This is a genomic window from Methylobacterium sp. HMF5984 (genome assembly GCF_045033435.1).
GTDB lineage: Bacteria > Pseudomonadota > Alphaproteobacteria > Rhizobiales > Beijerinckiaceae > Methylobacterium.
Genome location: NZ_JBJFLN010000001.1, coordinates 1815546 through 1829020, shown reverse-complemented (window position 1 = coordinate 1829020; position 13475 = coordinate 1815546). Strand labels below are relative to the sequence as shown.

The 13475-nt window shown below is 71.9% G+C and carries 10 protein-coding genes and 1 other RNA gene; 4 read left to right on the top strand and 7 right to left on the bottom strand.

The window, feature by feature from the left end; all coding sequences use genetic code 11:
• Positions 1–140: 140 nt before the first annotated feature.
• Complete coding sequence (locus ACFZ8E_RS08675; RefSeq protein WP_405042604.1) at positions 141–1985, top strand: ABC transporter transmembrane domain-containing protein; 1845 nt, start codon at positions 141–143, stop codon at positions 1983–1985.
• A gap of 65 nt (positions 1986–2050) precedes the next feature.
• The gene (locus tag ACFZ8E_RS08670) at positions 2051–3076 is read left to right on the top strand and encodes a D-cysteine desulfhydrase family protein (RefSeq protein WP_147858161.1); all 1026 of its coding nucleotides are present in this window, start codon (positions 2051–2053) and stop codon (positions 3074–3076) included.
• A 107-nt stretch (positions 3077–3183) separates the two neighbouring features.
• On the opposite strand, the gene ACFZ8E_RS08665 is transcribed toward ACFZ8E_RS08670, so the two are convergent.
• From ACFZ8E_RS08665 to ACFZ8E_RS08640, 6 genes are all read right to left on the bottom strand, one after another.
• Complete coding sequence (locus ACFZ8E_RS08665; protein ID WP_147729081.1) at positions 3184–4197, bottom strand: peptidoglycan -binding protein; 1014 nt, start codon at positions 4195–4197, stop codon at positions 3184–3186.
• Positions 4197–5105 carry a MotA/TolQ/ExbB proton channel family protein gene (locus tag ACFZ8E_RS08660; protein ID WP_243946301.1) on the bottom strand — a complete coding sequence of 303 codons (909 nt, stop codon included), beginning with the start codon at positions 5103–5105 and terminating at the stop codon, positions 4197–4199. Before ACFZ8E_RS08660 ends, ACFZ8E_RS08665 begins: the two co-directional genes overlap by 1 nt.
• A gap of 268 nt (positions 5106–5373) precedes the next feature.
• The gene (locus tag ACFZ8E_RS08655; RefSeq protein ID WP_147727811.1) at positions 5374–6192 is read right to left on the bottom strand and encodes a TIGR00282 family metallophosphoesterase; all 819 of its coding nucleotides are present in this window, start codon (positions 6190–6192) and stop codon (positions 5374–5376) included.
• 2 nt (positions 6193–6194) lie between these two features.
• Positions 6195–6782 (bottom strand): 5-formyltetrahydrofolate cyclo-ligase, encoded by a 588-nt coding sequence (locus tag ACFZ8E_RS08650; protein ID WP_147727810.1) that lies wholly within the window; start codon positions 6780–6782, stop codon positions 6195–6197.
• Positions 6772–6928, bottom strand: a non-coding RNA gene (gene ssrS / locus ACFZ8E_RS08645) — 6S RNA. Before ssrS ends, ACFZ8E_RS08650 begins: the two co-directional genes overlap by 11 nt.
• A 63-nt stretch (positions 6929–6991) precedes the next feature.
• Complete coding sequence (locus ACFZ8E_RS08640) at positions 6992–8467, bottom strand: formyl transferase (protein ID WP_313899076.1); 1476 nt, start codon at positions 8465–8467, stop codon at positions 6992–6994.
• Positions 8468–8820: 353 nt separating this feature from the next.
• Between ACFZ8E_RS08640 and ACFZ8E_RS08635 the strand changes: the two genes are divergently transcribed.
• Both ACFZ8E_RS08635 and ACFZ8E_RS08630 read left to right on the top strand, forming a co-directional pair.
• Positions 8821–10923: an exopolysaccharide transport family protein gene (locus tag ACFZ8E_RS08635; protein WP_243936316.1), complete on the top strand. Its 2103-nt coding sequence runs from the start codon at positions 8821–8823 to the stop codon at positions 10921–10923.
• 10 nt (positions 10924–10933) lie between these two features.
• Entirely contained in the window at positions 10934–12268 is a 1335-nt protein-coding gene (locus ACFZ8E_RS08630; protein WP_405042603.1) for a VpsF family polysaccharide biosynthesis protein, read from the top strand.
• On the opposite strand, the gene ACFZ8E_RS08625 is transcribed toward ACFZ8E_RS08630, so the two are convergent.
• A complete protein-coding gene (locus tag ACFZ8E_RS08625) occupies positions 12222–13475 on the bottom strand; it encodes a glycoside hydrolase family 5 protein (protein WP_405042602.1) in 1254 nt (417 codons plus the stop codon). The two genes, ACFZ8E_RS08630 and ACFZ8E_RS08625, sit on opposite strands and share 47 nt — an antisense overlap.

Genomic DNA, 13475 nt, shown 5'->3' with positions numbered 1-13475 from the left:
CATGCGAAGCCGACGGCCCGTCTTGGCGGCCCGCGGCCATTGCACACGCGCAATCGGAAGAAGGCGCGCGTATACCGCAGGCTCCGGCCGCTCACAAGCATGCTTGTCGCGCGGACGAGGGACGAAACACCAGAGGCGTGATGGCCCGCAAGAAGAACCCGCCCGCCGAAGGTCGCGACAAGGCCCCGCTGAGCTCGCTGCGGCCGCTGATCCCCTTCGCGGCGGCCTATCGCGGGCGGATCGTCGCCGCCTTCCTGTCGCTGCTGGCGGCCTCGGCGGCCACGCTGACGGTGCCGATCGCCATGCGCCGGGTGATCGATCACGGCTTCTCGCCCGAGGGCGAGAGCATGATCAACGCCTACTTCCTGGCGCTGCTCGGGGTCGTCGCGGTGCTCGCCCTGTCGAGCGCCGCCCGGTACTACACGGTGGTGACGCTGGGCGAGCGCGTGGTGGCCAACCTCCGCAGCGCCGTCTTCCGGCAGCTGACGCTGCTCGATCCCGCCTTCTTCGACAAGACGCAGTCGGGCGAGATCGTCTCGCGGCTCACCGCCGACGCGACCCAGGTCAAGGCGGTGTTCGGCGTCTCGATCTCGATCCTGCTGCGCAACCTGTTCCTGTTCGTCGGCGCCGTCGCGATGATGGTGATCACCAGCCCGAGGCTGTCGGTGCTGGTGCTGGTCGCGATCCCGCTGATCGTGTTCCCGCTGATCGTCTCCGGCCGCGGCGTCCGACGCCGCTCGCGCGCGGCGCAGGACCGCCTCGCCGACGCCTCCGCTTACGCGGCGGAAGCGGTCGGCGCGGTCCGCACGATGCAGGCCTTCGGCATGGGCCGGGCCACCGCCGACCGCTTCGCGCAGGCCTCCGAGAGCGCCTATTCGGCCGCCGGCGAATCGATCCGCGCCCGCGCGCTGCTCACCGGCGTGGCGATCTTCCTGATCTCGGCCTCCGTCGTCGGGGTGATGTGGTACGGCGCGCAAGGGGTGCTCGCCCACACCATGAGCGCCGGGCAGCTGTCGCAGTTCGTGCTCTACGCCGTCTTCGGCGCGAGCGCGCTCGGGCAGCTCTCGGAGGTCTACGGCGAGCTCGCCCAGGCCGCGGGCGCGGCCGAGCGCCTCGGCGAGATCCTGGCCGCCGTGCCCGCGATCAAGCCGCTGGCCGATCCGGTGCCGATGCCGGTGCCGGCCCGCGGCGCCGTCGCGTTCGAGGCGGTGCGCTTCGCCTACCCGACCCGCGACATGACGGCCGCCCTCGACGGCATCGCCTTCACCGCGGCGCCCGGCGAGCGCATCGCCATCGTCGGCCCCTCGGGCGCCGGCAAGAGCACGGTGCTGCAGCTGCTGCTGCGCTTCTACGATCCGCAATCGGGCCGGGTGCTCGTCGACGGGGTCGACGTCGCGCGCGTCGACCCGGAGGCCCTGCGCGCCCGCATGTCGCTGGTGCCGCAGGACCCGACCGTGTTCTCGGGCTCGGTCGCCGAGAACATCCGCTACGGCCGGCCGCAGGCGAGCGACGCGGAGGTGCAGCGCGCGGCCGAGCTTGCCCATGCCGACGGCTTCATCCGCGCCCTGCCCCAGGGCTACGCCACGCCGGTGGGCGAGCGCGGCGTCACCCTGTCCGGCGGCCAGCGCCAGCGCGTCGCCATCGCCCGCGCGATCCTGAAGGACGCGCCGATCCTGCTCCTCGACGAGGCGACCTCGGCGCTCGATGCCGAGAGCGAGCGCGCGGTGCAGTCGGCGCTCGACGGGCTGATGCGCGGGCGCACGACCCTGGTCATCGCCCATCGCCTCGCTACCATCCGCGCCGCCGACCGCATCCTCGTCCTCGACGACGGCCGCATCGTCGAGGAAGGCACCCACGAGAGCCTGCTGGCACAGGGCGCGCTTTACGCGCAGCTCGCCGCCCTGCAGTTCACCGATGCCCTCGACGAGACCGCGCGGGGCAAGGAGCCGCGCCTGCGCGGGGTGAGCGTCTCCGCCGCGGAGTAGCGTCGCGATCGTGCAATCGGAGGTTGCCGGTTCAACCCGGCCGCGCGACGCGGTAGACCCGTGGCATGAGCCGTCTCGACCTTGCCCGCTTCCCCCGTCTCGCGCTCCTCGAGCGTCCGACGCCGATCCAGCCGCTCGACCGGTTCTCGGCGGCCCTGGGCCCGGCGCTAAACGGGGTCCGCCTGTTCGTGAAGCGCGACGACCTCGCGCCGATCGGCGGGGGCGGCAACAAGCTCAGGAAGCTCGAGTTCCTGCTCGGGGCGGCCCGCGCCGAGAACGCCGATACCGTGATCACGGTCGGCGCGCTGCAATCGAACCATGCGCGCCTCACCGCCGCTGCCGCCGCGCGCGAGAACTTCGCTTGCGAACTCTTCCTGAGCCGGAGCGTGCCGCGCACCGACCCGGACTACGTCGGCAACGGCAACCGCTTCCTCGACGACCTGTTCGGCGCCCGCGTCCACGAATTGCCGGCCGACGCCGACTCGCTCGCCGCCGCCGAGGTCCGCGCGAACGCGCTGCGGGCCGAGGGGCGGCGGGTCTACGTGTTCCCGTCCGGCGGTTCGAGCGCGGTGGGCAGCCTCGGCTACGCCGCCTGCGCCGAGGAGATCGCCGGGCAGGCCGAGGCGATGGGCGTGACCTTCGCCCACATCCTCACCGCCAACGGCAGCGCCGGCACCCATGCCGGCCTCGCCGCCGGGCTATTCGCGATGGGTCGCGATCCGAGGCTCGCGAAGTCCTACGCGGTGCTCGCGGCGCAAGACCATGCCGAGGCCGAGACGCTGGCCAAGGCCAACGCGACCCTGGGGCTGCTGAAGCCCGGCGCGGCGCTGTCCGCTTCCGACATCGTGATCGACGGAAGCCATCGCGGCCCGGGCTACGGCATCCCGACCGATGCGATGCGGGAGGCCGTGCGCCTGATGGCCCGCAGCGAAGGCGTGCTGCTCGATCCGGTCTACAGCGGCAAGGCCTTCGCCGGCCTGCTGCACGACGTCCGCGCCGGCCGCTACCGGCCGGGCGAGGCGGTGCTGTTTCTGATGACCGGCGGGGTGCCGGGGCTGTTCGCGTATCGAAGCGCGTTCGCCGAAGCGTAAGCCCCTGGAGCATTTCCCCTGATCCCCGGGTCATGGAAAATGCTCTATCGTGTCGTGGGATCACATTAACTTCCCGCGAGCCGGGATCCACCTCGCTCGACAATGCTCTAGCGCTCGGTCAGCTTCAGCTCGATCCGGCGGTTCTTCGCGTAGGCCTCGTCGGTGGTGCCGGCGTCGAGCGGCTGGAACTCGCCGAAGGCGCCGGCGAGCAGCCGCTGCGGCGGCAGGCCCTTGCTCGCGAGGTACTGTACGACGGCGATGGCGCGCGCCGCCGAGAGCGACCAGTTCGACGGGAACTGCGCGCTGGCGATCGGGCGCGAATCGGTATGGCCGTCGACCCGCAGCACCCAGGGCAGGTCCGCCGGGATCTGCTTGGCGAGGTCGAGGATCGCCCCCGCGATCCGGTCGAGCTCCGGGCCGGCCTCGGCCTTCAGCGAGGCGGAGCCTGCCGGGAACAGCACCTCGGATTGCAGCACGAAGCGGTCGCCGACGACGCGGATGTCGGTGCGATTGCCGAGGATCTGCCGCAGCCGGCCGAAGAAGTCGGAGCGGTATCGGGCAAGCTCCTGCACCTTCTGCGCAAGCGCGACGTTGAGGCGGCTGCCGAGGTCGGCGATGCGGGCCTGGCTCTCGCGGTCGCGGCTCTCGGAAGCCGCGAGCGCATCCTCAAGCGCCGCGAGCTGGCGCCGCATCGCGCCGATCTGGTCGTTGAGCATGTCGATCTGCGACTGCGCCCGGCCGGCCGCGCCGCGCTCGGCCTGGAGCTGCCTGTCGAGGTCGCTTGCCTGGCCCTTGCTTGAGGCCGTCGCCGCGGCCTCGGCGCGGGCCCGGTCGCGCTCGGCCTCGGTCGCGAGCAGGGTGTTGCGGAGCGCCTGCGCCGTCTCCTCCTGCCCGCGCCGGTTCGAGCGCTCGAGCGCCAGCAGGTCGGTGAGGTCGACGATCTGGCGGTTGAGCTTGGCCAGCACCGTGTCGCGCCCGGTCAGCTCCTGCGACAGGAAGAACTGGCCGACGACGAAGATCGTCAGCAGGAACACCACCGATAGGAGCAGCGTCGCCAGCGCGTCGACGTAGCCCGGCCAGACGTTGACGCCGCGGTCGCGGCGGACGAGGCGGGAGGCCATCAGACCCGCTCGCGGCCGAGCCGGTCGAGCACCTGCTTCATCTCGCGCTCGCGGCCGGCTTGGGCCTCGACCCAGTCGCGGATCATCTGCTGCTCGGCGCGCATGTGCTGGACGAGCCCCTGGATGCCCTCGGCGAGGTTGGTCATCGCCAGCGTCGCCGCCCGCCCGTTGGCGCCTTCCGACACGACGGTGGTCAGGCGGTCGACGGCTTCCTGCAGCGCCTCGACCGCGACCGGCTCCTGCCGCGCCTGAACCGGCGCGGGCGCGGCCGCCTCCTCGCCCGAGACCAGCCAGTCCTCCAGCTCGTTGTGGAAGCGGGCATGGGCCTGGCTCGCCTGCAGGTCGAGGAAGCCGGTGATGAGCGAGCTCGCCAAGCCGAACAGCGACGCCGAGAACGCCAGGCCGATGCCGCCGAGCGGCACGGCCAGCCCGTTCTTCAGCTCGTCGAACATCACGCTGGCCTCGCCGCCGCCGCGCATCGACTTGATCACCGAGCCGACCGCCGAGAGCGTGTCGATGAGGCCCCAGAACGTGCCGAGCAGGCCGAGCAGGATCAGGATGCCGGCGATGTAGCGCAGGGTGTCGCGGCCCTCGTCGAGGCGCGCGGCGACGGTGTCGAGGAAGGCCCGCACCCCCGGCAGCGTCGCGCCGTCGCGCCGGGCCTGGATCGCCGGCACCAGCGGGACGACGAGGCGCGGCGGGCGCTTGGCCGCCTCCCCCGAGGCGACCGCGTTGACGTAGGACGCCTCGCGGTAGAGCCGGATCACCTGCCCGAAGGCCAGCAGCACCGCGATGAGGAGTACGCCGAGGATCAGGCCGTTGAGCCCCGGATTGGCCTGGAAGGCGGGCGTGATCTGGCGAAACAGGATGAAGGCGAGGAACCCGACCAGGATCAGGAAGACCAGCATCCGGACGAGGTAGATGCCCGGCTTCGCGATCGGTCTCCTGGCCGCCGGAATCTTGCCCGCCGGACTCTTGCCGATCGGCCTGTCCGCACTCGGCTGTGCGGGAAACGCGGTGTCGGAACGGGCGGCCATCGGTCGCGACTCTTCGGAAGGTGGCGCGAGGTCGTCTCCCGAAGATGATCGGCGGCCTCGATCGAGCAGGCCGGCACTGTGGCGTCAGCCTACGATGCGATCAAGCCGCACAGCGCGCGTTCACATCGTTCAGTGCGGACTAATCCCAATCCCGCGGCCAGGTCTCCTCGAGATGAGGCCCGAGGCGAACCGCCGAGACCGTGACGGCGAGGCCGTCCGCATTGGTCTCGACGGCGATGCCGCACAGGGTGCCCTCCCCTTGCGCCGCTTCGAGGCGGGCGCCCGGCGTCTTCTGCAGGAAGCGCCGCAGCGGCTCCTCCTTCTGCATGCCGAGCACCGAGTCGTAATCGCCGCACATCCCGGCATCCGTCAGGTAGGCCGTGCCGCCGGGCAGGATGCGGTGGTCGCCGGTCGGGACGTGGGTGTGGGTGCCGACGACGAGGCTGGCGCGGCCGTCGAGGAACACGCCGAAGGCCTGCTTCTCGCTGGTCGCCTCGGCATGGACGTCGATGACGACCGCATCGGCGGCCTCGCCCAGCGGGCAGGCGGACAGCTCGCGCTCGACCGCGGCGAAGGGGTCGTCCAGCGCGTCGATGAACAGCCGGCCCATCACGTTGACGACGAGGACGCGGGCGCCGGCCCGGGTCTCGACGATGGTGGCGCCCCGGCCCGGCGTGCCGGGCGGGTAGTTCGCCGGCCGGACCAGCTTCGGCTGGCGGGCGATGAAGACCAGCGCCTCGCGCTGATCGAAGGAGTGGTTGCCGAGCGTCACCGCGTCGGCGCCGGCCCCGAGGATCTCGTCGCAGATCGACTCGGTGATGCCGAACCCGCCGGCCGCGTTCTCGCCGTTCACGACCACGCAATCGAGCCGCCAGCGCTCGCGCAAGGCGGGAAGCCGGTCGGTGACGGCCTTTCGGCCGGGACGCCCGACCACGTCGCCGAGAAAGAGAAGCCGCATCGTCAGAGGTCTTTGGTGAGGGGAACGAACCCGGCCTCGGTCACGAGGTGGTCGAGGGGGCGATCGTGCGGCTCGGCCGGGACCCGCTGGATCTCCTGGACCGAGAAGGCGATGCCGATGGTCAGCACCGGGCCGCTGCGCGACAGTCGGCTGATCGCCTGGTCGTAGTAGCCACGGCCGTAGCCGATGCGCTGGCCGCGCCGGTCGAAGGCGGCGAGCGGCACGATCAGGGCGGTCGGGTCGAGGGCCGGCAGGTCGTCGCGCGGCTCGCTGAGGCCGAAGCGGCCGGCGACCAGCGTCTCGCCCGCGCGCCACTCGCGGAACACCAGGCCGTCCGGCGTGACCTTCGGCAGCGCGACGCGCTGGCCGCGGGCGAACAAGCACTCGATCAGCGGGCGCGGGTCGGCCTCGCTGCGGATCGGCCAGAAGGCGCCGACGAGGGTGGCCTCGGCGAGGCCCGCGACCGTGAGGGCATGCTCGGCGATCGCGAGCGATCCGGCGCGCCTGGTCTCCGGGTCGAGGGCGTCGCGCCGTGCGAGCGCGTCGCTTCGCAGGGCGGCCTTGTCGGAGGAGGTCGAGTGCGGAGCCACGTGAGCCGTTGGAGGATCGATCCCGGGAAACCTACAGTGTAGGTGGGCGCCGTGTTGGCCAAGTCCAGGGACGAGGCCAGGGACAGCTCCCGGGGGAGTCGATAAGGCCCCGGGGAAAGTGCTCCTGACGGACTCTGCAGCCCCGCCCAACACATGTAGCGGTGCGCCCCCGTCCGCGCCAGGGGGCGCGAGCGCCGAGCGTCGTGAAATCAGCGGCCGAGCAGGGTGCGCAGGCGGGGCGAGCGCGCCGACCCGTCGATGCATTCGAGCGTCGCCGACCGGTTGAGGGTGTGGAGGCGGGTGCCGGGCCAGGACGGCCCGGCGGTCAGCCTCGTCTCGACGGTCTGCGCGTAGCCCTCCGCGTCGAGGCGGTCGATCCGGGCGAGCGCCAGCGCCCGGCCGTAGCCCTCGGTGCAATCCTGGATCGGGCGGATCAGGGCTCCGTCGCGCGCGACGATGCGTCCGGCCGGCCGCGCCGAGGCGACGTCGACCAGCACCGGGTTGTGGGCATGCGGCGTCCAGGGCCCGCGGAAATCCGGTGCCGACCAGAGATGGAGCGCATCCGAGTACGAGCCGCTGCCGAGCGCCGCGCCGAGCGGCGCATCGCGGACGGTCGCGAACATCCACCACAGGCCGCCATGCTCGACCAGGGTCGCGTCGCTGGCGACGACGCCGGAGACCAGCGTCGCCTCCTTCACCCAGCCGCCCGGAAAGGCGGTGGCGCGGTAGAGGTCGATCGTGCCGGCGCTGCCGGTCTCGGGCACCATCCAGGCCTCGCCCGCGCGCTCGAACACGAACGGATAGGAGAGGTGATGGGCCTCCTCCAGCACCGGAACCGGTACGCCGATCGGGCCGTCGGTCGAGAACCGTACCGCCGAGACGATGCCCTTGGCCGTCGCGTGGACGAAATCCTCGACGAACAGCCAGGTCTCGCCGCGATGATCGAGGGGGAACGGGTCGGCGTAGAAGCGCCGGCCGTCGTCGGGCAGGGTGGTCCAGCCGGTGTCGGGGTGCCGGCGAAGGTCGATCACGTCCGGCCCGTCGAGCCGGCGCCAGCCGACCCGCCAGTGCGGGGCATGGTAGCACAGGTGGTAGAGCCGCTGCGCGACGGCGTGGGCGAGGATGCGCCCGGTGCGTGACAGGATCTGGGGGGCCGTGAGCTCGGCCGGTGGTGCCGCGATCCCGGGGCGTCCCGTCGCGGGGCCGCCCTCGTGGCGCCCGGCGAGCGCCGCCGCCAGCAGGGACACCGTGCGGATCAGCGCGTCGTCGAAGGAGGTCAGCATCACCCCGCGGCGTTCGGTGCCCGCGCGACCCGATGCGACGAGCCGGCTCCCGTCGGCGAGCGCCATCATCGGGGCCCGCCCCGCCAGGAGGCTCGCGAGCAGACCGGCCTCGCCCGGCCGGCCGTCGTAGGACAACCGCCAGATCGAGCCGGCCTCCGCGGCGGCGACGTCGCCGCAGAGGTCGACGATCAGATCCGGCCGCGCATGCCCGGTCGGCCGCCACGCGGACAGGTCGCGATCCTGCGCCGGCGACGAGGCGCCCGATCGCGGCAGGCGGTGGATCAGCGTCTCGAGCGAGAACAGCAGGTCGGCGTTGGCCGGCCACGCGTCCGGCCCGGGGCGCGCATCGATCTCGATCGCGTCGACGCCCGGCAGGACGGCGATCCGACGGAGCAGGTGCACGTGCCAAAGGCGCGGCCTCCGACCATCGAGACGCAACCTGAGACGCATGCCGCCGACCGATCCCTCTCGAACGTCCCGGCGAACGCCGCGTCCCCGCCCGTCGCGTTCGGCGCCAGGAACCGGGATACCCGGTGCAATCCGTCGTTGCGATCTATCACCAATTTCGTGACCGAGAAGATAACCTTGAAGACAGAGGCCGCCGACCGATCGACATTAACCCTTACCCGAAGAAGCGATGTCCGAACCCGGGGTGCTACGCAGTCTTGAGGGATTTTCATTCAGTTGCGCGCACCTTGCAGTATCCGGTCAGGCGTCCGTAAAACTGACCCAATTTGACACGACGGTGGCCCACGGTGGCGCAGCTGAACAGAAACCTTGCCGTTTCGGCCTGGATCGAGCCGGTCGCGCCCGAGCGCGTGGTCACATCCAAGCCCGAGACCACGGCCGAGCTCGGCGACCTGTGGCGCATCCTGTTCCGGCGCTGGAAGCTGATCCTCGGCACGGCGAGCGTGCTGGGCTTGGCGGCCCTGGCCTACGCCGTCCTCACGCCGTCCCTCTTCACGGCGACCGCGCAACTCCTGATCGATCCGCGCGACCGCGTCGTCGTGAACAACGACGTCAATCCCGGAGCGCTGTCGCCCGACGGCGGCGTGACGCAGGTCGAGAGCCAGGTCCGCGTGATCGAATCGGACACCGTGCTGTCGCGCGCCATCGCCGAGACCGGGCTCGACAAGGATCCCGAGTTCGGTGCGGCGAGCACCGGCATCGTCGGGCGCGCCGTGCGCTCCCTCCGCGAGATGATCGCCGGGCCGCAGCCGGACAAGGTCGTCGACGCTCGTGGGCAGTCCCTCGACCGGCTTCGGCGCAAGCTCGCGGTGAAGCGTGCCGACAAGGTCTTCGTCGTCGACGTGATCGTCACCACCACCGATCCGGACAAGTCGGCGCGGATCGTCAACGCCATCGCCAAATCCTACCTGTCCGACCAGACCGAGGCCCGGGCCGAGGGCGCCAAGCGCGCATCGGGCGAGCTGCGCGCCCGCCTCGACGACCTGCGCAACGCCGTGAACCAGGCCGACCTGCGGCTGGAGGACTACAAGGCGAAGAACGGCCTGATCGCGTCCAGCGGGCGCCTCGTCGGCGAGCAGCAGCTCACCGACAGCAACGCCCGCGTGGTCGCGGCCCGAACCCGCACGGCCGAGGCGCGCGCCCGCCTCCAGGGCGTCAAGGACGCGCGCGGCCGGCCCTTCGCCGCCGGCGCGACGCCCGAGGCGATCCAATCCTCGGTGATCGACCGCCTGCGCGGCCAGTACGCCGAGCTGGCGAGCAAGGAGGCGGACCTGCGCACCAATCTCGGCGAGCGGCACCCGTTCATCGCCGCGACGCGGGCGCAGATGCAGGACGTGAAGCAGCTGATCGACGGCGAACTCGGCCGCATCGCCCAGGCCGCGGAGTCTGAATATCAGCGGGCGCAGGCCAACGAGCGCACGCTCACCGCCGACCTCGAGAAGCTCCAGAAGCAATCCGCGGTCAGCGCCCAGTCGAGCATCCGCCTGCGCGAGCTGGAGCGCGACGTCGACGCGAGCCGCACCGTCTACAACAACTTCCTCGTGCGCTCGCGCGAGCTGAAGGAGCAGACCGGGATCGACAGCACGAACGCCCGCGTCATCACCTGGGCGCGCCCGCCGGCGGACGCCTCTTGGCCGCCGCGGCTGTTCCTGGTGCTTGCGGCCTCGCTCGCCGGCCTCGGCCTCGGCACCGGCTTCGCCCTGGTGCGGGAATATGCCGAGCCGACGGTACTGTCGCAGCGCCAGCTCGAGCGCCTGTCGAACGCGCCGGTCGTCGCGACCCTGCCGCGCCTGCGCCGCCGGAGCGACGGCGCCAGCGCGTCGGCGGCGGGCTTCACCCTCGACCACCTCCACGAATCGACCGATGGCGGCCGCTCGATCAGCATCCTCGTCACCTCCGGCGAGGCGGACGACGCCGACCGCAAGGCGGTGATCGACCTGCTCGCCTCCGTCGCGGTGGCGCGCGGCGAGCGGGTGCTGATCGTCGACGCCGACATGCGGATCGACGATTCGAGCGTCGGCGGCCTCCTCGACGTGCTCCGCGGCGAGCAGAGCCTGAACGCCGTCACCCGCCTCGACCCCGCGACGGGCGCGCGTCGGATGGGCATGGGCGACGCGCAGAAGCCGGTGCGCGACGCGTTCCTGCGCACCAACGTCGAGCGCTTCCTCGCCGGGGTGAAGGGGCGCTACGAGCTGGTCATCCTCGACGGCGGCGTCTTGTCCGAGAACCTGCGTATCGGGCCGGTCGCGGCGGCCGCCGACCGCCTGCTGCTGATCGTGCGCAACGGCGCCACCCGCCAGCGCGACCTCCTCAGCCTCGTCGGCACCTCGGAGGCCCTGGGCCGGCCGGTCTCCGGCTCGCTGCTGCTCGACGCGCGCGCGGCGAGCTGAGGAACCGATCGTGACGCAGGCGTACCGCCCGACGACGCCGGCGCACGCGGTCCGGCGGCAGCCGCAGGCGTTCCCGCTGCCCTCCCTCGCGCGGTTCGAGTCCTGGGCCCTGGTCGTGCTCGCCCTGATCACCTGCGGCCTGTCGGGCGGCATGCTCTGGGCCGTGGGCATCAACTACGACGGCATCACCGGCTCGGCGGCGCAGAAGGTCCATCCCGCGACCTACCTCGCGGTGTTCCTGTTCGGCTGGACGATGCTGCGGGCCGGCAACCCGGTGATCCCGATGGCGGCGGCGGCCGAGCGGCGTCCCGCGAGCGTGCTGCTCTGCCTCGTCGGCTTCGGGCTGCTCGCCTTCATCGCCTCGCGGAACGGGACCGGGCTTGCCGGCTCGCTCGACACCTACGTGCTCACCGGCCTCGTCGTGATCCTGATGGCCGACCGGGACACGATCACCATGCGGCACGTGGAGATCGTGGTGCACGCGGTCATGGTCGCCAACGCCGCGCTCGGCCTCGTCGAGTTCGTTAGCGGCCAGCGCTTCTTCCCGTTCCGCATGGACGGGCAGGCCTTCGACACCGACACGCGCTCCGCGGCGCTGCAGGGCCATCCGCTGGCCAACGCGACGTTGACCGCCTGCTACATCCTCGCCCTGTTCAACGGCGGCGGCCAGCTCCGTCCGATCACCCGCGCCGGCTTCATCACCCTGCAGCTGGTGGCGCTGATCACCTTCGGCGGACGCTCGGCGACGGTGGTGACGCTGTGCTTCGGCAGCGTCTTCGCGGTGGTCGCCCTCAACCGGGCGCTCCGCACCGGGCGCGTGCCGCTGCTCGGGGCGGCGATCGCCGTGCTGATGCTGACGATGGTGCCGATCGTCGTCGGCGGGCTCGCCGTCGGCGGCTTCTTCGACGCGCTGCTCGAGCGCTTCGTCTCGGACGGCGGCAGCGCCAATGCCCGCGTCGAGATGCTGGCGATCTTCGATGCGATCCCGTTCCGCGATCTCCTGGTCGGGCCCGATCCGTCGATCGTCGACACCCTGCGTCGGATGTACGGCCTCGAATGGGGCATCGAGAACCCGATCGTGCGCAGCCTGCTCTACAACGGCGTCGCGATGACGGTTCTGCTGATCGTCGCGATCGCGCTGTTCCTCTACGAGGTGGCGCGGCAGTGCCGGCACGGCGTGTTCCTGCCGATCCTCGCCTTCGTCGTGCTGATCAACACCTTCGAGAGCATCGGCGGGAAGACGACCCTTCTCGCCAAGTTCGCGCTGATGCTGCTGGTGCTGTACCCGCGCCGCCCGCTCAGCGCCTCGCCGTCCCCGGCATCGTCAGGCCCAACGCGGCGATGATCGCGGGATCGATGCGGTGGGCGTCGTCCATCAGGCCGAGCCCGTCGAACAGGTTCCAGAACGCCCAAGCGAAGCCCGCGGCCTCCGCCGCCTCGCGGACGTCGCGGATGTAGCGGGCGCGATCGGGGGCGCGCGACGCGACGTAGCGCGCATCGCTCCTCAGGGCGCCGAACTCCCCCATCAGGATCCGTCGCGGCGCGATGCCGTAGAGGTCGGCCCAGGTTCGGATGTCGGCGAGATTGCGATCGAGGTAGCCGCGGTCCGGGTCGGCGGCGAAGTACTCCTTCATCTTCGTCTCGGTGACGGCGTAGGCCGCCGCCTTGTCCGCGTCGGAGGTCGCGGTGTCGGCGCGCATGCGGGCGCGGACCGCCGCCAGCGTCGCGTCGAGCGTGCCCGCGCGCGCCGGCCACGGCACGTCGTTGAGCGCCCGATAGATCGGCTCGTCCTTCATCCAGGGCGCGCCCTGGTGCGAGAACAGGTAGGGCTCGTAGAAGTGGAAGGTGAAGAGCACCGGAGCGAGGGCGGCGAAGGAGGCGGGGTCGAGGGCGGTGAGGCCCGAGCCCATGCCGCCGCAGGCGCCGGTCGCGACCAGCGTCATGGCAGGCGCCGCCTTCCGCGCCGCGCCGAGGAGCGTCGCCTGCACCCGGTTCCAGGCCACCGCCCCGCAGGCCTGCGGCGGCTCGTTGACCGGTTCCAGGGCGATGCGGCCGGGCGCCCGCCCGCCGAAGCGCCCGGCGAGCTCGACGACGACGTCGCGGTAGGCGGGAAGCAGCGGCGCCGTCGCCGTCCCGTAGAACCGATCGGGGTTGTAGTGGTGGGTCGCGGCGTTGGCCTGGACGTTCAGCACCAGCGACAGCCGGCTCGCGAGGATCAGGTCGACCGCCTCGGACAGCATCGCGAACAGCCGCTCCCGCTGCGCGCCGGCGAAGGCGGCGAACGGGCCGGGATCGATCGGCAGGCGCACGAAATCGAACCCGGCCTCCGCCAGGTGCCGCAGGTCGCCGGCATTCGGCACCGGGCGGTCGGGCTGGAACGGCGGCCAGGCGTAGTCGGTGCGCGGCGCGGGGGATTCCCGGGTCAGCGAGAACCACGGCCATAGGCTGATGCCACGGCGCAGCACCACCGGCTCGGGCGTCGCGGCTGCGACCGGCCCGGCGAGCGTCATGGCGAGCGCGCCGCCGATCACCGTACGGCGGTCCGTCGCCAT

Coding starts and splice junctions, on each gene's coding strand:
- ACFZ8E_RS08670 (WP_147858161.1), top strand. CDS start 2,051: ATGAGCCGTCTCGACCTTGCCCGCTTCCCCCGTCTCGCGCTCCTCGAG.
- ACFZ8E_RS08675 (WP_405042604.1), top strand. CDS start 141: ATGGCCCGCAAGAAGAACCCGCCCGCCGAAGGTCGCGACAAGGCCCCG.
- ACFZ8E_RS08625 (WP_405042602.1), bottom strand. CDS start 13,475: ATGGCGACGGACCGCCGTACGGTGATCGGCGGCGCGCTCGCCATGACG.
- ACFZ8E_RS08655 (WP_147727811.1), bottom strand. CDS start 6,192: ATGCGGCTTCTCTTTCTCGGCGACGTGGTCGGGCGTCCCGGCCGAAAG.
- ACFZ8E_RS08665 (WP_147729081.1), bottom strand. CDS start 4,197: ATGGCCTCCCGCCTCGTCCGCCGCGACCGCGGCGTCAACGTCTGGCCG.
- ACFZ8E_RS08660 (WP_243946301.1), bottom strand. CDS start 5,105: ATGCTGGTCTTCCTGATCCTGGTCGGGTTCCTCGCCTTCATCCTGTTT.